Below are 23288 nucleotides of genomic sequence, written 5' to 3' on the forward strand. Positions count from 1 at the left end.
AAAGTGGTATCCATTGATTACAGATACCCTCTAATTATGATTAATGATGCTCCGCAATTAATGAAACAAAGCTGACATCGAACAGCTTTCCCTGATAATTACTCTCTGGTTTGAATTGAGGGTAGATACCGCCTTTAAAATAAAATGCGACATCAGATGAAGACCAGTCGGAGGTAAGAGAAACGGTATCTCCATCTTTATCAGTATAATCTTCGCCCCATAAGATATTGTGAGAAACGGTATTTGTACCATCAGCATCATGAGTGGCTAGATACACTCCGTCTGCATTTGCACGAATCGTGTAGCGCCATTCTTCATTTGCAGCATAAGATCCTAGTGTCACACTGAATGGCTCACAATGATTACAATCGGCATTATTGCGTTCAAAATCAGAGTTTAAGATCACTCTTACTGGTTTATCTTCGCCTTCCCAAAGTAACTTGACCAAGGCTTGATTGATCTTCCAACCATGGATTTGACCTAAAACGACTTTAGGGACTTGGTTGCTTATCTCTGGGTATTCTTCAATCTTTAACTGAGCCGTTAACACATGTTCCGAAGAGTTAGTGCGGTTATCAACAAGGTACCAACTGGTGTCTTCATCGCTGGTACTGCAATCAGGGCTACTGCTACTGACATAAAGCTCTCGAAGTTCAGAGCGGATATAACTAGAGTTAGCCGTTGTCGTGCCATACCCCATGTCCGTTCTAAAATGCATTCGTCCATTTTCAACGTTAAAGTATGACAAATTGATGCTGTTATCATAGACATCACTATCATCTGTAAGCTCATCTTTACTGGAATTACATCTTACTGGTTCTAATTCCGCAGCACTGCTACCACCGTCGCCATACCAAGTATCTTTACTAGCCGGAATGGTCAACTTCCAGTGACTAATATCCCAGTCACTTGAATTATTGAGGCTTGTTTTTGAATGCTGTAACTCTTGAAAATGTGCGACACCTTCTCCATTTTCAAATTGATTGTAAATGCCAGCTTTAAAGTAGCTGAGCAAGTGTTCCCAATATTGAATGTCGTGAGTGACAGAGAGTTGACCATCTACTTTTATAGCAAGCGTGCTTTCGAACACAGACAATTCAAATTTAGTGAAGTTATTAAGATCTGCTTCACCTAAGTCATAACGATCATAAGAAGTGGCATAACATGTTGATGAGTCTGCTGCTTTACTACAATCTATGGCGTTATTTTTTACAACAGCCCAATAATGACCAGTAATGCCGTCTCTTTCTTGTTCCCATACCACACGTAATAAAGGATGAGGTATGTTCCCAGTACCACTGTCATCGGTGCCTTTATTATGGATTTGTAAGAATGTTACTTCATCGTGGTCAGCTGGCGAGCTAGCCACCGCCAAATCTATACCTGGCAGTTTCACTTCTGCATAAAGAGTTCGCTTAGTATTCTCTTCATTGACATCAAAGTTCTCACCTTCTCGAACTTCTGATCTCATTTTGTAGTTCGACATTTTAAAAATCAGATTCTCAGTACTCTTGTCAGCATAAAAGTATTCACTTTTGTATCCGTCAAAATTGCCGTTTTTTACTTCAGAAGTTTTATTACCTTCTGATCCATTGGGATCAGACACCTGTAAATCTGAATTGGAAAGAATACTTTGATATTTAACGAGATCGAAAGGGGCTATTGTTTCTTCTGGTGTTCCAGGGTTACTCGGGGCTGTACTGCTACTGCCTGAGCTACCTCCACCACAACCGTAAACAAGACCGGTTAATGCTACAATCATAAGCGGCTTCATCGCATTCATTTCACTTATCCATCTGTATAAAAAGAATAACTTACATTTGTAGTATTTTAATTCAATTAAAGTGTAATGATAATGTGATAGCTAACTTGAATAAGTTTTTATTATTAGAAATGAGTAATAAAACCAAAGAGTCATGCAGATTAATGTTTGAAAGGTCTCTCAACAAAAAGGCTGCCCTAAAATCAGGGCAGCCTTGATAAGACTCGGTTAGAAGTACTAAATTAGTTCTAAAGTATATTTTTACACCTTAAAGCTGCTCATCAACTCACTAACGCTGGTGTTCAGCGTTTTAATTTCTGCTGATTCTGCCACTTGATTTTGGCTTAATTGGTTAAGTTCTACTACAAAATTTTCAATAGTATGCATGTTTTTCGCAATGCTCTGTATCAGAGAGTTTTGCTCAACAGAAGAACCCGAAATATCATTATTAAAACGACTCACTGTTTCCATTTGTTCGGTCAATTTAGACAATATATCAACCGCTTGCACAACTTGAGAGCGAGTCATTTCGCAATTCGTTTTTGTTTGCTCAATTGACTTAACCAGCCCTTCAGATTTATTTTGCAAGCTTGATAACGCTTCTTCAATTTCCGAAGTACTGATTTGAGTTCGGTTCGCTAGAGCTCTAACTTCATCGGCTACCACTGCAAAACCGCGACCATGTTCACCTGCTCTTGCCGCCTCAATCGAAGCATTTAACGCTAACAAGTTTGTTTGTTCAGCAATTCCACCAATGACGGTGACAATAGATTGAATCCCTTGCGTTTCATTTGCCATGGACAAAATGTCTTCAGACGTTGAAACCACTTGTTTCTCAAGATCACTCACATAAGTTTCAGTCACAGTGTTTATTTGCTTCGTTTCATCACTTAATCGAGCTGCACTTCTTGCTGCATCAGCCGCAAACTGTGAATTTTTTTCAACTTCATTCGATGCTTCAGACAGGCTATCAATAGAAGAAGCCACTTTAGCTGTTTCATCCGTATGAACCTTGAGCACATTGCTGGTTGCTTTACATCCTTCACGGATACTTAATACTTTAACGTCTAGATCTGAGTTTTTAAATTTGACGTCTTTTACCATTTCCTGCAAACCCATGATAAATAGGTTGATGTCTCTTGCTATATGGCCTAAATCATCACTGCCCTTTTCAACTAAGCGTTGAGTTAAATCGCCATTACCTTGTGATAATCTATGAACAATATCTCGCAAGGAAACTATTGGACGGTAAAAACGATTAAGTAGAATAACCATTAATACGACTGACCCTATAATTGATAAAATAATTAATATGCGAGCACTAGACATCACTTCATCTAATTGTTCATGGGCTAATGAAGGATTAATACTAGATATCATATACCATTCCCTTGAGTCACCAATATGCACCTTCTTCGCCATCAACACTCTATTTTCACCATTAATTATGCCTTCAATAAATATTTCGGGTGATTGAATAGCCTGAATAATATTTGCGTCACGATTAATAGAGTTTATATTAGTTTGAGGTTGGATCTGCTCTATGGTTGAGGCAATGATCATTCCTTTATCATCAACCATAATACCTTTAGCTTCATATATTTTATCTAGTTGTTTCAATTTATCTTCGAGATCATCAAATCGAATATCCGCCATAATAACGCGATCTTTATAGGAATAAGTCACACCAATCATTGGTACCTGCGTGCTTTTGGTAAAAAACAAATCACTAAATGATTGACCCGTTTTTTTCTTTGCTTGCTTATACCAAGGGCGTACCGTCGGATCATATTTTTCTTTAATTCCCACACCATTAGGGAAAGATTCTGATGGGCGTGAGGTGAAAGATCTACCATCATCAAATCCAACAACAACCTTATCGACCCCGCCCATTTTAGCGGCATAGTGCATCAACGTTTCATTTGGAACGGTATAAGGTGAACTCATGAACTCTTGTGCGACTGAGTTCACGGTGTCGATTGTTCTTTGAACTGTATTTTCAATATCTTCTATTTCAATAGAAAGTGATTGGTCGATTTCGTTATATATTTTGTTATTTACCTGCTGTGTTGCTAAGTCAAGCGAATACCAGTTGGTAACCACTAAGGCACTAGAACTGACGACAGCCGCCATCAAAATCAGCTTTCCTTTAAACCCTAAAGATAATCCTGAATTCATAAAACTCATAATTAATAACAACCTTTAATATTTATTTAAATCTATTGAAATAGGAGCTTTAGCAGTAATCGCTTAGTGAGAGTCATACGTCACAAAAGGTATTTTATAGTTACAATGAGTTACTGCATTAATATTTTAAGTATTGTATTACAAATAATTAATTTATTTTGTGAGAAAGACGATCATATGGTTAGTCAGCAATTTATTATTTTTATTTATGTCTCAGTTTCTTTATTGAAAATTTACCAATATTTCTATATTCATGAAGATTTCCAATAAAATATATTATGGTGATTTATTTATAGAACATTAATAAGTAACCAGTCACATATTGTTCTGCAATAAATATGGAGATAGCAGTGATGATTAGTAATAGAAATGTAGCTTTAGTGGTTGGCATTGAAAATCGAGATCAGAGAATTAAAAATTTATGACTAAACAGACAAGAAGTAGCCAAGAAATAAAGAGTAAAAAAGATTATTTTTTAGAAATGAGAAAGGTTGGTCTGAGTATTAATTCGAAGGGGAATGTATGAATAACAAAGAAATGGAACCTTACTCCGGCATTACGAATTAGATACATAATGCCATAGTAAGGTTCTGTATGATTACTTCTCTAGTTTTGTGAAGTAATCAAAAATTACTGGTACATCATTTTGACCAAGACCTGCGTCAACAGCTTCTTGTAAGCTTGTTGCAGTACCTTGAGCAATCAATGACTTAGTACCTAGGTCTTCACACATTGCAAGGAAGTAACCAAGGTCTTTGTTTGCGTTAGCAACAGAGAAACCTAGCTTTTCTTCACCATCTACAGCGTAGAACTTACAGAACTGCATGAATGGTGAGTTAGAAGGACCTGCAGACATGATGTCAAACAACTGCTGGCCATCAACACCTGCAAGTTTTGCAACAGCAAACGCTTGAGACATAGTCGCAACTGTAGTCATACCCATGAAGTTATTTACAAGCTTAGTCACGTGACCTGAACCTAGAGTACCCAGGTGGAATACGTTCTCGCCTTGCTCTTCTAGAACAGGTTTAACTTTATTGAAAGTGTCCATGTCGCCAGCAGCCATGATGTTCAAAAGACCATCTTTAGCGTGTGCAGGTGTACGACCAAGAGGAGCATCGATCATGCCAGCGCCTTTTTCAGCAAGGGCTGCGCCGATTTTCTTAGTTGATGCAGGGATAGAAGTACCGAAGTCTACTAGTACTGCGCCTTCTTTAATACCTGCTAAAACACCATCTTCGCCGTAAACAATCTTTTCTACAACTTCTGAAGTTGTCAGACAAAATTGAACGATGTCACTCGCTGCTGCTAATTCTTTAGCTGAAGTGAATGCCGTAGCATTGCCACGATCTGTAACGCGAGCAACTGCTTCTGCGCTAAGATCCATTACGTTTACGTGGTAGCCGCGCTTTTGCAGGTTTTCTACCATGTTGCCGCCCATAAGACCCAGGCCAATGAAACCAATTACTGGTTTAGTCATGCTCAACTCCAAATATGTTATTGTATGATTATATGCTCATTATAATAACCACCAGCTTTCCGTTACGCAATACTTTTTGGTGGCTGAAATGGAATATTAATGGCGAGATGTGATGAAGGTTATATAAAAAAATAAAGATGTCTTAATCTTAAGTTCGTTTCTTCTTGTATCGTTTGAAATAACTACAATTCGTGAATTTTCCACGCTTAGTTTTACTAATAACAATCAACAATTAGCGCATTTAATTAACAAAACTTCACCAATCATTCCTACCATTCATCTATCGTATCGAACAAAAAGCGGCTACCCTTTCGAGTAACCGCTATTGATTTATTTCAATTAATTAACTTTCAGTTGCTGCTGTGGCTGTTTTTCCATTGTCATCTACTGCTTTAACTAGTAGTACACCAACACCGCCAACAATCACACCACAAAGGATGAAGACTAAACGCCCCCACATTGGGTTAGTCAATAGAGCCATTAGCATGATACCAACACCAGCTACTGCAATCAGTTTTCCAAGCATTTCACGTTGTTTGTTATCTAATACTTTCTGTTCTGCAGACTCTGCAACTAACGGAGTAGAAAGGTTACCGAAGAACTTATCAACGTCAGCTTGACGCTTCTCAGTAAGTGGTTTGTAGAACAGTGTAGATAGGATGAAGAAACCACCAGTAAATACAATGTGACCAATTAGACCAATCGCTACTTTAACATCAGACCATTCACGGCTAGTTAACTCTTCAAGACCAAATACTGATGAAACCATCTCTGCGTTTACAACGAAGCCTACATAGTAAGAAACAAGACCACCGACGACTAACGTGCCCCAACCAGCCCAATCCGGAGTTTTCTTAATAAAGAAGCCAAGGAATGCAGGAATTGTCATTGGGAAACCGATTAGAGCACCTACGTACATCATTGTATCGAACAAGCTCAAACCTTTGAGAGAGTTAATGAACTGTGCAATAAGGATGATAGCGATACCAAAAACAGCAGAAGTAATCTTAGATACAGTTACCAGCTCTTTTTCACTTGCTGTACCTTTACGAACGATTGGTTCATAGAAGTTCTTAACAAAAATACCTGAGTTACGGTTAAGACCTGAATCCATTGATGACATTGTTGCAGCAAACATCGCGGCAACTAGAAGACCAACCATACCTGCTGGCATGTATTCTTGTACGAAGTATAAGTATGCGAAGTCACCAGCTTTCTTACCTGCTTCTGGGTAAGCCGCTGCTAAATCAACGCCTTGACCTGCAATGTACCAAGAAGGCATAAACCAAATGAATACACCACAAAGCATTAATACACATGCAAGAAGTGCTGCTTTCTTAGCATTCTTAGAGTCCTTAGCTGCTAGGTAACGGTAAGAGTTAAGCATGTTGTTCGTGATAGAGAATTGCTTCACAAAGATGAAGAATGCCCAGATGCTGAAGATGCTTAAGTAGTTAATGTTGTTACCAGAAAGGAATGAACCGCCTTCTGCTACAGGGAAGTTACTAACGATTTCGCCAACACCACCACCTTGTACTACTGCAACAACCGCACATGTCACCGTGACTGCCATTATGATAACCATCTGCATAAAGTCAGATGCGATAACCGCCCATGAACCGCCCGTTACTGACATCGCCAATACCACGAGACCTGTAATCCAGATAGTCGCTGTCATGTCGAAACCGAAGATGCCAGAAGCAATAATTGCTAGTGCATTTAGCCATACACCTGCTGATACAACACTGTTAGGCATTGAAGACCAAGTAAATACTTGCTCATTCGTTGCACCAAAACGCATGCGAATCGCTTCAATTACCGTTACAACGCGAAGTTGACGGAATTTAGGAGCAAAGTATGCAAAGTTCATGAAGTAACCGAACGCATTGGCAATGAAGATAACCGCTACTGCAAATCCATCGTTGTATGCTTTACCGGCTGCTCCTGTGAAGGTCCATGCACTAAACTGTGTCATAAAGGCAGTTGCACCAACCATCCACCAAAGCATGTTACCTCCCCCACGGAAGTAATCACTTGTAGTACTTGTAAATGTTCTAAACATCCAGCCTATTGCAATCAAGAATAGAAAGTAGATGCCTACGATAATAGTGTTGAGTTCCATCATATAACCTTATCTATAGTATTTTGTTACAAAACACTATAGATAAACGCCTCGCTTATTTGTAGTACAATAATCTAAATAAGTGATGGTGATCTTATTTTAATAAACAGTGCTAATCATATATGTGACACCAAATTGAATATAGTTAATTCATTAATATCAAATAATTCATATAAATCCAATTGCACAACGAATAACAATCCCAAACAAAAACCATTAATAACAACAAGTTAATGACAAATTAAGTTCATAATAGTCAGATTAACTATGATTGCTTACTCAAACTATTAAGTGCCCTATTTTGTTTATAATTTAATAAATTAAGTGTCACAAGCCAGGATTAATAAGACAATAGTTTTATTATTAGTATTCAAACATTATCGTTTGTGAGCGATTCTTCACAGTCATCAGCAACGCATTCAAAAAAATCACATTTTACATTCCATGTAATCTTTCATGGCAATTGTTACATGCGTACATAAATACGTAATCAAATTGAATCAAATTTGTCATAACCAATGTTTATATTGCTTTCCATACAAACAACTCAATTGGTTAGTCACAATGAACACAAGAAAAATAAACTTAACGCTAAAAAGTGCAATTACCGCTGCACTTCTTTTCTCTGGGTCTTCTCTTGCTATGGACTCTCGATATGAAGATCGCTCAGGCAACCTAGTTGCCGACGTACCAAGTGACCAATCTGAATGGATTAGTCCAAGCACGTTAATTTTTGCTTATACACCAGTTGAAGATCCTGCTGTTTATGCGGATGTTTGGAGTGAATTTTTATCCCATCTTGAGAAAACAACAGGTAAAAAAGTTCGCTTCTTCCCTGTTCAAAACAATGCAGCACAAATTGAAGCGATGCGATCTGGCCGTTTACATATTGCTGGCTTTAATACGGGTTCTACTCCTCTTGCGGTAAATTGTGCAGGGTTTGCACCTTTCACAATGATGGCAGCAGAAGACGGTTCATTCGGTTACGAAATGGAAATCATTACCCACCCAGGTTCTGGCATTGAAAAAGTGGAAGATCTTAAAGGTAAGAACTTAGCATTCACTTCACAAACGTCTAATTCAGGATTTAAAGCTCCTTCTGCAATTCTCAATGCTGAATATCAACTAAAGCCAGAACGAGATTTCACACCTGCATTCTCTGGTGCTCATGACAACTCAATTCTTGGTGTTGCCCATAAAGATTATGATGCAGCAGCCATTGCTAATTCAGTATTGAATCGCATGCTTTCACGTGAAGTGGTTAAGGAAGACCAGATTAAAACCATCTACAAGTCTCAAACTTTCCCTACGACAGCTTATGGCACGGCTCATAACCTAAGCCCTGAATTACAAAGCAAAATTCAAAAAGCATTTTTTACTTTCGACTGGGAAGGTACAAAACTTCAGCAAGAGTTTGAACGTAATGGTGAAGCGAAGTTTGTTCCGATTACTTACCAAGAGCACTGGGAAGTGATCCGCACTATCGATACAGCAAATAACGTTTCATATACCTGCAGTTAATGATTGAACATCAGGCGGCTTGTTATGAATAAACCAAACGCAGGTTTATTCAAAAACAAGCCGTTTTTATAGGAAATTTATGTCTACTCTTATCCTCAAGGGACTCACCAAACATTACTCCAATTCTGATAAAGCACTGACTAATGTCAGCCTAGCGGTTAACGCAGGCGAAGTTGTTGGGCTTATTGGACCATCAGGAGCCGGAAAATCGACCCTTATCCGTTGTATTAATCGATTAACAGAGCCCACCAGCGGTGAAGTCATATTCTCAAATACTCACCTTGAAAAGTTATCTAAACGCCAACTTCGTCAATCAAGACGTGAAATTGGAATGATCTTCCAAGAGTATGCCCTGATAGAACGTTTAACCGTTATGGAAAATGTACTTTCAGGTCGCCTTGGCTATGTGAACTTTTTTCAAAGCTTCACCCGCCGCTTTCCTGAGTCGGATATTCAAGCCGCTTATGCCCTACTCGACCGTGTAGGTTTATTGGAGCATGCCAATAAAAGAGCGGATGCACTTTCTGGTGGTCAACGTCAGCGTGTCGGTATTGCACGTGCGCTTGCTCAAAAACCTAAGCTACTCTTGATAGATGAACCAACTGCCGCGCTTGATCCGCGAACGGCTCGTCAAATTATGCGATTAATCAGCGAAATTTGTTCCGAGCAAAAACTCCCTGCCATAATCAATATTCATGATGTTCAGTTAGCTAAACAGTTTGTTGATCGGGTGGTCGGATTAAATGCAGGCTATGTGGTCTTTGATGATAAACCCAGCCACTTAACTGAGGATGTGCTGACAACCATTTATGGCGCTGAAGACTGGAGCCAGCAAACTGACGATGATGAAGATGAAGTTGTCGCGGTTAGTCCTCTTGCTTCGGTTAATCCTCAATTGCCAGAGGCAACCGCATGATAGAGCATTCCCCTAATCAGGTTGAACACTATTCAAAGCCGGTTCAAGCACATCTCCAAAAAACTCAAACGTATCCGACCCAGTGGACAAAGCCACCGCTGATTTCAAATGCTTGGCTGCGCTGGGGCTTGCTTGTTGCCATTGCAATCTACTTGTACCTTGCTACTCAATCAGTACACGTTAATTGGGCGCGTATTTATGAAGGAAGTGAGCGTGGTTGGCAGTTTATTCTGGCATTCATGAACCCGGACTTCAGCGGTCGTTGGGAAAATATTCAACAAGGGTTAATCGAAAGTCTAACAATGACGCTAACTTCCACAGTGGCTGGTGTCCTTCTGTCTATTCCTTTTGGTTTAGGTGCGGCTAAAAACCTTGCGCCTACACCCATTTATTTGTTTTGTCGTGGGTTTATTTCTATTGCACGCAGCTTACAAGAGATCATTGTTGCGATTTTATGTGTTGCTCTATTCGGTTTTGGCACGTTTGCTGGCTTTGTCACTTTAACCTTTGCAACCATAGGCTTTCTTGCAAAATTATTCGCTGATGAAATTGAAGCTATTGACCCTGCACCACTTACCGCAATGCGTGCAACAGGGGCAAGTTGGCTGCAACAAGTGAATTACGCCATTCAAGCACAAGTAATGCCGCGCTTTATCGGGCTTTCTATGTACCGTCTCGACATTAACTTCCGTGAATCTGCCGTGATTGGCATTGTAGGTGCAGGTGGTATTGGCGCAACATTAAATACAGCGATGGACCGTTATGAATACAGCGCAGCAGCCGCGATTTTATTGATCATTATTGCCATTGTGATGTTGTGCGAATACTTATCCACCATTATTCGCAAGCATGTACAGTAAGGAGTTAAGCATGAGCACTTTCAATGAAACATCACTAAACTCCATCGATCAAACAAAATGGCAGCGTTACGACAGTAAACAGAGCTTATTACTTTGGCTTGGCTGGCTTAGCTTTGTTGCCTTAACTGTTTTTGCATGGCAAGTCATGAACAAAGATACTATTTGGTATTTTGTAACAGATTCCCCCAATCAACTCACTGATATTTCGTCGCGTATGTGGCCACCAAGATGGAGTTATCTAGATTCACTTTGGAGCCCATTGTGGGATACCATAAACATCGCAACGTTAGGTACTTTACTAGGCATTGTTTTGGCATTTCCAGTCGCGTTTTTAGCAGCGCGAAACACGACTCCAAGCTCGACATTTATAAGGCCTATAGCTCTTTTCATTATTGCGGCAAGTCGTTCAATTAATTCATTAATTTGGGCTTTATTGCTCGTGGCAATTATTGGTCCTGGCTTACTCTCGGGTATCATCGCTATCGCACTTCGCTCTATTGGATTTGTGGCTAAATTAATGTACGAGGCAATCGAAGAAGTAAATGTTACTCAAATGTCTGCCATTCAAGCGACCGGAGCCTCACCTCTGCAAGTTTTAAACTACGGAATTCTTCCGCAAGTGATGCCTAGTTTTATAGGAACAAGCCTATTTCGTTGGGATATTAATATCCGCGAATCAACCGTTTTAGGTTTGGTTGGCGCTGGCGGGATTGGTTTGAAGCTTCAAGAGTCGATGGCAATGCTTGCATGGCCGCAAGTGACTGTGATTTTCTGTGCCATTCTGGTGACAGTTATCTTCTCTGAGTGGCTGGCCGCTAAAGCCCGAACCGCTCTCATTTGATAAGCATTTCAGCTGAAATTAATAGAATCAACCTGAAGAAACTTAACCAGCCAACGCATTATGTTGGCTGTTTTTTACATATAAAATATGTAGTGAAAGTTCGATTAAGATTATCCGTTAAAATCTAATCTCATTAGTTACAGACCCTACCCCTTTAATTGACACTGTCACTCTATCTTTGTCTGATAATGCATGGGTTTTACCCGGCGTCCCCATAAACACAAGATCACCCGGTTTCAAGGTGAAATAATGGCTCAAATAACTGACGACTTTTCTTGGGCTATGAATCATAAGAGCGGTATTTTCTTGGTGCACAATGTCGCCATTAACCCGTGTGGTCAGTTGAACGTTGTTATAGTCAATACCTCTCGCAATTGTATGACCAATTGGTCCAAATCCATCAGATGCTTTTGCTCTTAACCATTGCAGATCGTTGTTTTGCCAAGTTCTTTCAGTGATATCATTTCCTACCGTGACACCAAAAATTGCATCTTCTGCTTCTTCTTGACTAACTTTACTGACTTCTTTACCGATAACGACCACGAGCTCTCCTTCAAAGTGCACATTTCTAGCATCAAAAGGCGCATGAATTTTTTCACCAGAAAGAATCAATGAGGATGGCAACTTTAAAAACAGCGGAGGTGGTAGATCTGGGTGGGAAGCAGAATGGCTGACATAATTCATTCCCACTGCAAATACTTTTTCAGGCACGGTAGGCAATAAATAGGAAACATCCGCTTCATTGATGGGCTTGCTACCGCTTTCAAGCTTGTATTCATCAAATATGTTACCCGTTATCGGTGTGATTTTTTTATCGCTCAACAGCCCGTGCTGAATTTTTCCCTTATGTTCATAGCGAACAAAATGCTCAACGTCTGCGATTACTGTTACCGGCACAATAGAAGCTAAACAGCCAAGAATCCATTTCATATAGTTCATTCCATTATTTATTCAGACTAGTACATTACGAATACGACGATACAGAGATCAGTATAGACGCTAAAATCTAGAATGCTTGGTAAAACAGGAGGTTGGGAAATAGGTGTTGGAAGTTACGAGGTAGCGAATTACAAATTTACCGCTTCAATATCTTCCATGAGTATTGGCGACAATAAAGGTGGGGGGATAGATAAAAATCAAGGTTACGGCTTTGTGTCGTATATAACATCACATTTTGTTGTAGTAGAGAACAATGCTGCCACCTTTCAAGTTAGAGCCGTAATTAAAATTAACGCCTAAACCTATGTTATCAACCCAATCCCATTTTGTTGGGTTGTTAAATAGCCAGCCGGCTGAAGCTTCATAATAGTAATTATCACCAAATTCACTGACTAGTTCATCAGACATATCAATGCGCTTCACGCCAACAAACAGTGTGCTCTTTTTATCCAACACATCGAAATATGCTGTTGCCTGATTAGTGACATAACCTCCTTTAGGATTCCCCGCATCTTCTGCTTCACCCCACGTATACCCATAAAAATAATTCCAATCAGAGCCAAAATGCCATTTTCCCCAACTTGTTGGTAATTCATAGTTCAATGTAAGTGATGGTTCAATAATATGTGCCCATGCTGATGTATTCAGTAACAGACCATCAAAGGTTTGCTCAAACAATTCAGAAAACGGGCTTCGAGCATCGTAAGTGTTTTTGTAATAGATTAAGTGGGAAGTCACGCTAGGTGTGAATGTAAAACCGCCCGCAAAAGGCATCTCATAGCCATATCCGACAGAGCCACCAAGGGTAAGCTCCTTAATCGTATCTTTTGGCTGTGAATCATTAATTAATGAGACTTGCTCTTCTGTGTCTATAGCAAAAGCTTTTAACATTAATACTGAACGATTTTGGCTACCTTCAATATCAAAGTGGTAAGTAAGAGGTAAAGCATAAACTGATTTTTCTTTACGGTTTTCTAATGCTCTTTGATTACCAAGATCATCATTTTGTGTATGGAACACACCATTAGGATCAAAGCTTTTTATGCCAAATTCGATCGCATCGCTATCAGTGAGAATAATGGAAGTGGCAAATCGACTTTCGAGGAGATCGCGCGCGGCTTTTTTTACGTTGAGGGCAGCTTCAGCTTGCCCTGAAAATGCCAGAATACTGAAAGAGTACATGCCAATAAACACTAGGCTTAAGTAGTTATTGTCTTCAAGCTTCACACTCATACATCAATATCTCTGAATAATTCATATAAATAACATTATAGAAAACAAGAGCATAATGATAAATAAAAATAAAGCCAGAAGTTAGGCTTCTGGCTTTATAGTTTTCTCAGGTAATTGTTATTTCAGAGCATATCAATTCTGGCACGCTAACCAGAACCAACTAGGCAGCTATGGCATTACAACAATGAGAAGGCACCATTCCATGTGTATGTCTCTCCTGCAAACTCAACGGTATGAGTTGCTTGCTGCGCGTCTTCAGCTTGGTTTGAAATACCGTAGTGGTAAGTGTTGCCCGAAGTAGTCTGAATGCGAACAACAGTCCCGACACTGTTATGGCCCACAACAGATACTGATTTAACTAGACCACGAGCGCCTACAGAGGCTTCGATAGACTCGTTAAAGTAACCATGTGTTTCTAGTACGGAAGCAAACACGTGGTTTTGACCAGACTGACGTAAGATAAGCGCAGGCTCACTCTTAAGGTTGAAGTCTGGATCATTAGCACCAGTACGAGCAAAAATCACTTCACTGCCCGCATTCGCGCTTGTTACTAGGCTGTAGTAGCTGCTGTCATGTAGCCAGCTCACTAGAGAACCTTCTTCGTTTACTTTACCTGAAGCAACGTTCCATAGGTGTTGGTAGCCGTTGTCTTCACCTAATGGCTTAAGCGTAGTTTCGATGTTGTAATCGAAATCAGTACGGATGATCTGACCTGAGTGGTGAACTGGCAGGTCGTACTGGTGCTCAGCGTCAGCTTCAATGCGGTATACATCGATCACTAGAGGCTTCTCGAACTCAGAAAGCTCAGCAAGAATCACACTACGTTGCATGTCTACGCCAGTGTAGTACTCAGAAATCGTCCCACTCATACCTTGTAGAGACTGGTCATCTGCTACGAAGAAGTGCTTCTGACCAAACTTAGATTCAGCCAATGCCGTATCGAAGTTGTTCTGCGTTTTTTGATCAACCGTTACTGTGTTGTGAGAAACAGTTTGCTTACAGTAAGACTTATTCTCTGGGATGTAACGACCGCCAAACTTAGGCTCAACGTTTACCCAACGACCGAAGCCGTAATCGTGCAGTACTTCGTGACCACGGTTGAATACACTTAAGTGCAGACCATCGTAGTGACCGTGGTCTAGCGCAGAGTGGTACTGGTGATCGCTGCCATGTTGACCAAACCAGATCAACGCCATCGTGTCGTCGTCTTGCTCATCACGGTGACGAAGGATGCTTACGCCGCCTTTTTCGCCTTCAGGTCCGTCAGTTACAAACAAACTACCCCAGTTAAATGCTTTGATGTCGTCTGCAGCATCAACAGCGTCAGACAGTATTTTACCAGAAGCGTGAACCCAAACATCTTGCTGGTGATTAGCCATACCAAGTAACGTTTCAGTCTGCTCGTAACGGTGGTAACACACAGACGTTGCCATAATAACGCCTTCATCGTTAATAGAAATCGTCTTCGATGAATCGTTAAGTGCTGGCAATGTACCGTCTGGAAATGCAGTTTTAAATACCGCGTAAGACGTTGTTTTGATCACTGAATCGTTAAATTCGTAGATACCAAGATCAGGCTGACGACGTTCAATTGCTTCTGCGAACAGGTAGATTGGACGTAGAGAGAAACGGTGGTAGTAAGGACCTTCCATGTAGTAGCCGTCTGGCGAGAACAGTTGGTCAAGTTGCGCTAAGAAACCGCCGCTTACTTTGTCTAGTTTCAGGCCGTAAAGCGCTTTGTCTACTGACTCTTGATCGTTGATCGCGTAACCACAGATACCTACTGCTGCCACAGCCCATAGACCGTGGTTGTGTACGATATCGAAGTCGTGAGCGTAGGTCACAACGAACATTTCGATCATTTGCTTAAGAAGATCGTCTTCGATAAGACGTTTTTGTTCTTCAGAGATAGTGTGGTAAATGCAGCTATACGCGCATGAAGCGTAAAGCATCCACATATTCTCGTTCAACGTTTGGTGGAACAGCTTACCCGGAGGGTTAGAGTCACGGCTTACGTTGCTTTCCAATGTTGGGTATACCGTTGCGTACGCAGTTAGCATATCAACGATGTAATCACGGTACTTTGTTTCTTCTGTAATTAAGAACAAACGACCCGCTAGATCCATGTGGATATAGTTTTGCTTGTGACGGTTATGTTCGTAGCCGCCGCCTTCACCGTGACCAGGTACTTCAATACCAACTTCAGTCATGTAAAGGTCAGTTTGTTTAATATCACGAGTCAGTGCGTTACCTAATAGGCTATCCTTGCCAAGTTCTTTACGAAGCTCTGCTGCTTCCTCAAAGTTAAGTAAAAGTGGTTGATAGCTCATTATTATTTCCCCTGCTCTGCTGTGCTTGCTAATTCTGGGTTTAAAATTGTTTCTACTGAGTAGAAGCCCGTCCAGCTGTATACTTTGCCGTTCAGTTCTACTTTGTGTTCAGTGCTGTCAGTCGCGCCAAGTTGGTTGCTGATCATCACTGTCACGTTTGATTTCTCTATCGTAATCTCTACTACTGAACCGATATTCGTGTGAGCCACTACTTTGATGTCTTTCACAACACCACGGGCACTTACAGATTGCTCGAACTCTTCGTTGAAGTAACCGTGCGTTTCGAGAGCAGAAGCAAACAGTGTTGTTTCACCTTTGCTACGTATAATGAATGCAGGCTCTGAACGTAGGTTGAAGCTTGGATCGTTGGCGCCAGTGCGAGTAAAGATTACTTCAGCATTGTCGTTAGACGTAGCGCCCAGCCATGTGTAATAAGTGTTGTTTTGTAGCCAGCTCACAAGTGCTGTCCCCTTCACTTCCCCACTTGCTACGTTCCATAGATGTTGGTAACCGAAATCGTCACCTAGCGTGTTTAACTCTTTGTTCGCTTGGTATTCGAAGTTAGTGCGAACAATTTGACCTTCATATTGATGAGAGTAATCGAATTGATGCTCGCCTTCTCCGCCTTTTGAAGAGTCTAAGCGATATAGGTCTAACAATAGCGGAGATTCTAGCTCTTCAAGATTTAGCATGAACACGCTGCGTTGCATGTCAAAACCTTGGTAGTGATCGTTAGCAAATGCACTCATACCGTTAATTTTCTCGTCTTCTACTTTAAAGAAGTGAGGTAAACCGTGTACTGAATCTGCACGCTCAACGTCAAAGTTGTTCTGACATTTTTCATCAATCGTTACTGCGTTGTGAGCAATTGTTTGACGAGCGTAAGATTTGTTTTCATCTAAGTAACGACCTCCGAATTTAGGCTCAACATTTACCCAGCGACAGAAACCGTATTCACGTAACACTTCTTGACCGCGGTTGAAGAAAGAAATACCGAGAGTATCAAAGTTTCCGTGCCCCATACCGTGTTGACCGTAGTTCATCACAAGTTGAGAAACATCACCTTTCTTATCCTGCATACGGATAAAACCTTGTGCACCGTTATGACCTTCAGGACCTTCATTCAGTTCGACACTTGGCCAGAAAGGCATGCCGATTTCTTTTTCAGCAGATGCGGCTTCGTATGCTTTAGAAAGTTCAAGACCACATGGGTGCATCCAAACCGCGTCTTGAATCTTCGCCATACCAAGAATGTTTTGGTCAACACCTTCAGCTGAAGAGTAATGTTTGCTGTAAACACTGACTGCAACCTGAACACCCATATCGGTGATGCCCATAGTACGAGATGCATCGTTCAAAGCAGGGAATTCGCCGTTCGGGTACGCTGTCGCAAGCATTGCTTGTACTGTGTTACCAATCACACCGCCTTTATAGTTGTAGATATCCACTTCAGGCATATGACGATGAATCACTTCAGCAAATACACAGGTTGGGCGAATTGCGTAACGGTGGTAGTAAGGACCTTCCATGTAGTAACCAGAAGGTGCAAACAGTTGAGAAATTTGCGCTAGGAAGCCGCCCGTGTCATTGCGGTCAATACCATATACTGACATTTCAAGGTATTCAGGCTTACCTAGAGCAAGACCACAGATACCCACAGCGGCTACAGCCCAAATACCGTGATTGTGAATGCGATCGAAATCGTGTGCGTATTTAACTGTGAACATTTCTAGCATTGGCTCGAAAATTCGAGATTCAATGTTGTCACGTTGCGCTTGAGTAAGCTTAGATTTAACACACGAGTAAGCTAAGCTGCTGAACATTAACCAGCAGTGTTCATTCAGAATTTGGTGAAACAAACGACCAGTCGGATTGGTGTTTTTCTGTACGTGGTAATCAAACGTTAGGTATTTATCTGCGTACACTTCTAGTAGTTCTGTTACAAAATCAGCGTACTTTTTCTCTTTAGTGATCAAGAACATACGACCGGCTAAGTTCATGTAAGTATAGTTTTGCTTATGTCGATTATGTTCGTAACCACCCGCCTCTCCATGACCAGGCACATCAATTGGTAAGCGCATAAATGCTGCTAAATCTTTTGCGTTCGAGGCAATGGTCTTACCCATTAAGCTAGAGCGACCGACTTCTAAATGAAGCGCTTCAATTTCTGCTTCTGTCAACAATACTGGTTGTGTAGTCATATTTTTTTTCACCCTCAATAAAGAGTTTGCTTAAACTTAGATTTGATTCATAAACCTCCAATAAAGTAATACAATATGAGCTTTAGTCATACATATTCATCTTAAAATGATGACCATAATCACATAAAACCTTATAAGTAATTGATAGCCAAAGTGAAACAAAAGTCCCAATTCAATCTTAAGTCATTGATATTATTAAAATCCAATAATTTACATTTGATCGTTATCACATAAATTTAGATATATTGTATTACAAATAAGCGTATTGCACTATTATGTTCGTAACTTGAGTTTTATGAAAAAGAATTAAACAGTTTAGGAGAATCACAATGAATGCTTTCTTTATGTTGAACGAAAACCCTTGGGAAGAGTTAGGCGGTGGTATTAAGCGTAAAATCGTTGCTTACACTGATGATTTAATGGCTGTTCACCTATGTTTTGATAAAGGCGCTATTGGACATCCTCACACTCACGAAATTCATGACCAAATTGGTTACGTTGTACGTGGCAGTTTTGAGGCTGAGATTGAAGGAGAAAAACGAGTACTAAAAGAAGGCGATGCTTACTTTGCTCGTAAACACATGATGCACGGTGCCGTTGCATTAGAGCAAGACAGCATCCTTCTTGATATCTTTAACCCAGCTCGTGAAGATTTCCTTAAATAATCAATAGCGCAACCTCAGTTGCTAAGGTAAGCATATGAAATCATTAAACATCGCGGTCATTGGCGAGTGCATGGTTGAGCTACAAAAGAAACAAGATGGGCTTAAGCAAAGTTTTGGTGGTGATACATTAAATACTGCACTTTACCTATCACGCTTAACTAAAGAACAAAGCATTAAAACCAGCTATGTGACAGCGTTAGGTACTGATCCTTTCAGTATTGATATGCTGGAAAAGTGGCAAGCAGAAGGTATCGACACGAGCTTGGTGGCTCAGCTTGATCATAAACAACCAGGGCTTTACTACATCGAGACCGATGAAACTGGTGAACGCAGCTTCCATTACTGGCGTAGTGACGCTGCCGCGAAATTCATGTTTGATCAACCAGACACCCCTGCTCTACTTGATAAGCTATTCTCTTTTGATGCGGTTTATCTAAGTGGTATTACACTTGCTATTTTGACTGAAAATGGTCGAACTCAGCTATTTAAATTCTTAGACAAATTCAAAGCTCAAGGCGGTCAAGTATTCTTCGACAATAACTACCGACCGAAACTTTGGGAATGTCAGCAAGATGCCATTTCTTGGTACTTGAAAATGCTCAAGTTTACCGATACTGCTTTATTGACATTTGATGATGAGCAAGAGCTTTACGGCGATGAAAGCATTGAAGAATGTATTGCAAGAACATCTGAAGCAGGTGTTAAAGAGATCATCATTAAACGTGGTGCTAAAGACTGTTTAGTCGTTGAAGATCAAAACGCTCAATATGTTGCTCCAAACCCTGTAGATAATATTGTAGATACTACTGCTGCTGGTGATTCATTCAGCGCTGGTTTCTTAGCAAAACGTTTATCTGGTGGTAATGCACGTGATGCAGCATTCGCGGGGCATATTGTGGCCGGAACCGTGATCCAGCATCAAGGTGCTATCATTCCTCTAGAAGCGACGCCACATCTATCCCTATAATTACGTACTTTATATTAATCAAGGGTTTGCTTAGCTAAAAGCAAGCCCAAATTTAACGTGAGAAAGAATTCATGACTACATTAAATGAACAATTAGCAAACCTGAAAGTTATCCCTGTAATCGCAATTAACCGTGCTGAAGATGCAATCCCTCTGGGTAAAGCGTTAGTTGAAAATGGCATGCCATGTGCAGAAATCACTCTACGTACTGAATGTGCAATCGAAGCGATTCGTATCATGCGTAAAGAATTTCCAGACATGCTCATTGGTTCAGGGACTGTACTGACTAACGAGCAAGTTGACGCATCTATCGAAGCTGGTGTTGATTTCATCGTAAGCCCAGGTTTTAACCCACGTACTGTTCAATACTGTATTGACAAAGGTGTTGCCATCGTACCAGGAGTTAACAACCCAAGCTTAGTTGAGCAAGCAATGGAAATGGGTCTTCGCACGTTGAAATTCTTCCCTGCGGAACCTTCTGGCGGTACAGGCATGCTTAAAGCGCTAACTGCGGTTTATCCTGTTAAATTTATGCCTACTGGCGGCGTGAGCTTGAAAAATGTAGATGAATATCTATCTATCCCTTCAGTACTTGCGTGTGGCGGCACTTGGATGGTTCCAACTAACCTGATTGATGAGGGTAAATGGGACGAGCTTGGCGCTCTAGTGAAAGATGCAGTTTCTCACGTTAATCGCTAATCATTAATACAGAGCTCTGCTTTCTAAGCCCTATGTTTGTAACAAGCTGGGGCTTTTTTATTTCTCCGATACAGTTTTTCATCATTTTGTTCACTATTATTACCAGTTTCACCACTGGATTGATCCCTCACGAGCAAAACTAATCGATACCAAGCAATACTGAACCACTCCAAGTAATCAAAAGATGCTGTGACTATTTACTCATGACTGATGAGAAAACACAGCATAGTGCGATGGACCATTTACAATAACCGCTCAGTGACATCCTAGCCCCAAAATAGCACTATAATACCGCAAGCTGGTTATTCAGGTGAATGGCTATGAACAAGGGGATTATAGTGACAGTGACTCAATCGCTTACGTTTCCACTTTGTTACTATTAAGATATCTGTTCATTAAACAAGTTTTACACATACAAACTTTTAATTTTATTTGTATTACTATAGATATTAAACTTAATTACAAACACTAAACCACACACTTTCAGTAACAGCTTGTTTCATAAGAAAAATTCAGAAATACAAACAATTACAATGTTTTAAAAGCCATATAAACATGAGAATCAGATCACGATAAAGACATATTGTAGTACAAATAAATCATAAGAAGGAGTATTCTTAGTGTCAGTTACTTATCAAACTTTAAAGGCTGAAAAAAATGACTATTGATACTTTCGTTGTTCTTGCCTACTTCTTCTTTTTAATCGCGATTGGTTGGATGTTCCGTAAGTTCACCACATCTACAAGTGATTACTTTAGAGGGGGAGGCAAAATGTTATGGTGGATGGTTGGTGCAACTGCCTTCATGACACAGTTTTCAGCATGGACGTTTACAGGAGCCGCAGGACGCGCATTCAATGACGGTTTCGTTATTGTAATCCTATTCTTAGCCAATGCATTTGGCTACTTCATGAACTATATGTACTTCGCTCCTAAGTTCCGCCAACTTCGTGTGGTAACGGCTATCGAAGCAATTCGTCAGCGCTTTGGTAAAACGTCTGAACAGTTCTTCACATGGGCAGGTATGCCTGACAGCCTTATCTCAGCTGGTATCTGGCTAAATGGTCTCGCTATCTTTGTAGCCGCAGTATTCAACATCCCAATGGAAGCAACCATTGTGGTAACGGGTATGGTTCTCGTGTTGATGGCAGTAACAGGTGGATCTTGGGCAGTTGTTGCTTCTGACTTCATGCAAATGCTTGTAATCATGGCGGTAACCATTACTTGTGCGGTTGCAGCTTACTTCCACGGTGGAGGCTTAACTAACATTGTTGCCAACTTCGACGGCGACTTCATGTTAGGTAACAACCTAAACTACATGAGCATCTTCATCCTTTGGGTGGTATTCATCTTCGTGAAGCAGTTCGGTGTAATGAACAACAGCATTAACGCTTACCGTTACCTATGTGCAAAAGACAGTGAAAACGCACGTAAAGCGGCAGGTCTAGCATGTATTCTTATGGTTGTTGGCCCACTAATTTGGTTCTTACCACCTTGGTACGTAAGTGCATTCATGCCTGAGTTCGCTGAGCAATACACATCAATGGGCGACAAAGCCGGTGATGCTGCTTACCTAGCATTCGTGCAGAACGTAATGCCAGCAGGTATGGTTGGTCTTCTTATGTCAGCAATGTTCGCTGCAACGATGTCTTCTATGGATTCAGGCTTGAACCGTAACGCTGGTATCTTTGTTATGAACTTCTACAGCCCGATTCTACGCCAAAACGCGACTCAGAAAGAGCTGGTTATTGTAAGTAAACTAACGACTATCATGATGGGTGTTATCATCATCGCGATTGGTCTATTCATTAACTCTCTTCGTCACTTAAGTTTGTTCGATATAGTAATGAACGTAGGCGCGTTGATTGGCTTCCCAATGCTTATACCTGTGCTACTAGGTATGTGGATTCGTAAAACCCCAGACTGGGCTGGTTGGTCAACACTAGTCGTTGGTGGTGTGGTTTCTTACATCTTTGGTATCTCGCTTCAAGCAGAAGACATTGAAAACCTATTTGGTCTAGAAACAGCATTAACTGGACGTGAATGGAGTGACTTGAAAGTTGGTCTAAGCTTAGCAGCTCACGTAGTGTTCACTGGTGGTTACTTCATCCTGACATCTCGCTTCTACAAAGGCTTAACGCCAGAGCGTGAAAAAGAAGTTGATCAACTATTCACTAACTGGAACACGCCGCTTATAGCTGAAGGCGAAGAGCAACAAAATCTAGATACTAAACAACGTTCAATGCTAGGTAAACTAATCAGCACAGCAGGTTTCGGTATCCTAGCAATGGCTCTGATTCCAAATGAACCAACAGGACGATTATTGTTCCTATTGTGTGGTTCGATGGTGCTAACCGTAGGTATCTTGCTAGTAAATGCTGCAAAAGGTTCTTCAAAACAACCAAATAACCAAGCAACAGCTAAATAGCTAAGCAACTATTTAAGTAACCAAGTAACAGCTCAGTAAATTGACTGTATAAAGGTTAACTTAGATTTTCTAAAATAATAATTAGCCCATATTATCTTGCATAATATGGGCTTTTTTATACTACCCATAAGTTACAGCA

Annotated in this window: 16 protein-coding genes; 8 read left to right on the forward strand and 8 right to left on the reverse strand. The window is 40.6% G+C overall.

Translation table 11 applies throughout. The annotated features are described in order from the left end of the window. Nucleotides 1-40: 40 nt before the first annotated feature. From OCU78_RS07730 to OCU78_RS07745, 4 genes are all read right to left on the reverse strand, one after another. Complete coding sequence (locus OCU78_RS07730) at nt 41-1783, reverse strand: polysaccharide lyase family 7 protein (protein ID WP_137373131.1); 1743 nt, start codon at nt 1781-1783, stop codon at nt 41-43. Nucleotides 1784-2023: 240 nt separating this feature from the next. Beyond that, nucleotides 2024-3895, reverse strand: a complete 1872-nt coding sequence (locus OCU78_RS07735) for a methyl-accepting chemotaxis protein (RefSeq protein ID WP_137373297.1) — start codon at nt 3893-3895, stop codon at nt 2024-2026. Nucleotides 3896-4547: 652 nt separating this feature from the next. Next, on the reverse strand, nt 4548-5429 hold the full coding sequence (locus OCU78_RS07740; protein WP_137373130.1) for an NAD(P)-dependent oxidoreductase: 882 nt from the start codon (nt 5427-5429) through the stop codon (nt 4548-4550). 343 nt (nt 5430-5772) lie between these two features. Then, nucleotides 5773-7551, reverse strand: coding sequence for a sodium:solute symporter family transporter (locus OCU78_RS07745; RefSeq protein WP_137373296.1), 1779 nt, complete (start codon nt 7549-7551; stop codon nt 5773-5775). 564 nt (nt 7552-8115) lie between these two features. Here OCU78_RS07745 and phnD point away from each other — a divergent pair. From phnD to phnE (OCU78_RS07765), 4 genes are all read left to right on the forward strand, one after another. Next, complete coding sequence (gene phnD, locus OCU78_RS07750; RefSeq protein ID WP_137373129.1) at nt 8116-9072, forward strand: phosphate/phosphite/phosphonate ABC transporter substrate-binding protein; 957 nt, start codon at nt 8116-8118, stop codon at nt 9070-9072. A gap of 79 nt (nt 9073-9151) precedes the next feature. Further along, on the forward strand, nt 9152-9988 hold the full coding sequence (gene phnC / locus OCU78_RS07755) for a phosphonate ABC transporter ATP-binding protein (protein ID WP_137373128.1): 837 nt from the start codon (nt 9152-9154) through the stop codon (nt 9986-9988). After that, entirely contained in the window at nt 9985-10848 is an 864-nt protein-coding gene (gene phnE / locus OCU78_RS07760; RefSeq protein ID WP_240701727.1) for a phosphonate ABC transporter, permease protein PhnE, read from the forward strand. The genes phnC and phnE (OCU78_RS07760) overlap by 4 nt, the downstream gene beginning before the upstream one ends. A 10-nt stretch (nt 10849-10858) precedes the next feature. Next, complete coding sequence (phnE, locus tag OCU78_RS07765) at nt 10859-11689, forward strand: phosphonate ABC transporter, permease protein PhnE (RefSeq protein ID WP_137373127.1); 831 nt, start codon at nt 10859-10861, stop codon at nt 11687-11689. 117 nt (nt 11690-11806) lie between these two features. On the opposite strand, the gene OCU78_RS07770 is transcribed toward phnE (OCU78_RS07765), so the two are convergent. The 4 genes from OCU78_RS07770 to OCU78_RS07785 all read right to left on the reverse strand — a co-directional run bounded on the left by OCU78_RS07770 (nt 11807) and on the right by OCU78_RS07785 (nt 18392). Next, the gene (locus OCU78_RS07770) at nt 11807-12619 is read right to left on the reverse strand and encodes a fumarylacetoacetate hydrolase family protein (protein WP_240701726.1); all 813 of its coding nucleotides are present in this window, start codon (nt 12617-12619) and stop codon (nt 11807-11809) included. A 237-nt stretch (nt 12620-12856) separates the two neighbouring features. Further along, the gene (locus OCU78_RS07775; protein ID WP_137373125.1) at nt 12857-13861 is read right to left on the reverse strand and encodes a Solitary outer membrane autotransporter beta-barrel domain; all 1005 of its coding nucleotides are present in this window, start codon (nt 13859-13861) and stop codon (nt 12857-12859) included. Between the two features lie 176 nt (nt 13862-14037). Further along, nucleotides 14038-16191: a heparinase II/III domain-containing protein gene (locus OCU78_RS07780; protein ID WP_137373124.1), complete on the reverse strand. Its 2154-nt coding sequence runs from the start codon at nt 16189-16191 to the stop codon at nt 14038-14040. Between the two features lie 2 nt (nt 16192-16193). Continuing rightward, nucleotides 16194-18392, reverse strand: a complete 2199-nt coding sequence (locus tag OCU78_RS07785; RefSeq protein WP_137373123.1) for a heparinase II/III domain-containing protein — start codon at nt 18390-18392, stop codon at nt 16194-16196. A gap of 329 nt (nt 18393-18721) precedes the next feature. Between OCU78_RS07785 and OCU78_RS07790 the strand changes: the two genes are divergently transcribed. The 4 genes from OCU78_RS07790 to OCU78_RS07805 all read left to right on the forward strand — a co-directional run bounded on the left by OCU78_RS07790 (nt 18722) and on the right by OCU78_RS07805 (nt 23149). After that, entirely contained in the window at nt 18722-19057 is a 336-nt protein-coding gene (locus OCU78_RS07790; protein ID WP_137373122.1) for a cupin domain-containing protein, read from the forward strand. Between the two features lie 34 nt (nt 19058-19091). Then, complete coding sequence (locus OCU78_RS07795; protein WP_137373121.1) at nt 19092-20024, forward strand: 2-dehydro-3-deoxygluconokinase; 933 nt, start codon at nt 19092-19094, stop codon at nt 20022-20024. Nucleotides 20025-20095: 71 nt separating this feature from the next. Continuing rightward, nucleotides 20096-20722, forward strand: a complete 627-nt coding sequence (locus OCU78_RS07800) for a bifunctional 4-hydroxy-2-oxoglutarate aldolase/2-dehydro-3-deoxy-phosphogluconate aldolase (RefSeq protein ID WP_137373120.1) — start codon at nt 20096-20098, stop codon at nt 20720-20722. Between the two features lie 657 nt (nt 20723-21379). Continuing rightward, complete coding sequence (locus OCU78_RS07805; protein ID WP_137373119.1) at nt 21380-23149, forward strand: sodium:solute symporter family protein; 1770 nt, start codon at nt 21380-21382, stop codon at nt 23147-23149. Nucleotides 23150-23288: the final 139 nt, after the last annotated feature.

Origin of the sequence: Vibrio gallaecicus (genome assembly GCF_024347495.1) — a bacterium.
In the GTDB taxonomy this organism is placed as follows: domain Bacteria; phylum Pseudomonadota; class Gammaproteobacteria; order Enterobacterales; family Vibrionaceae; genus Vibrio; species Vibrio gallaecicus.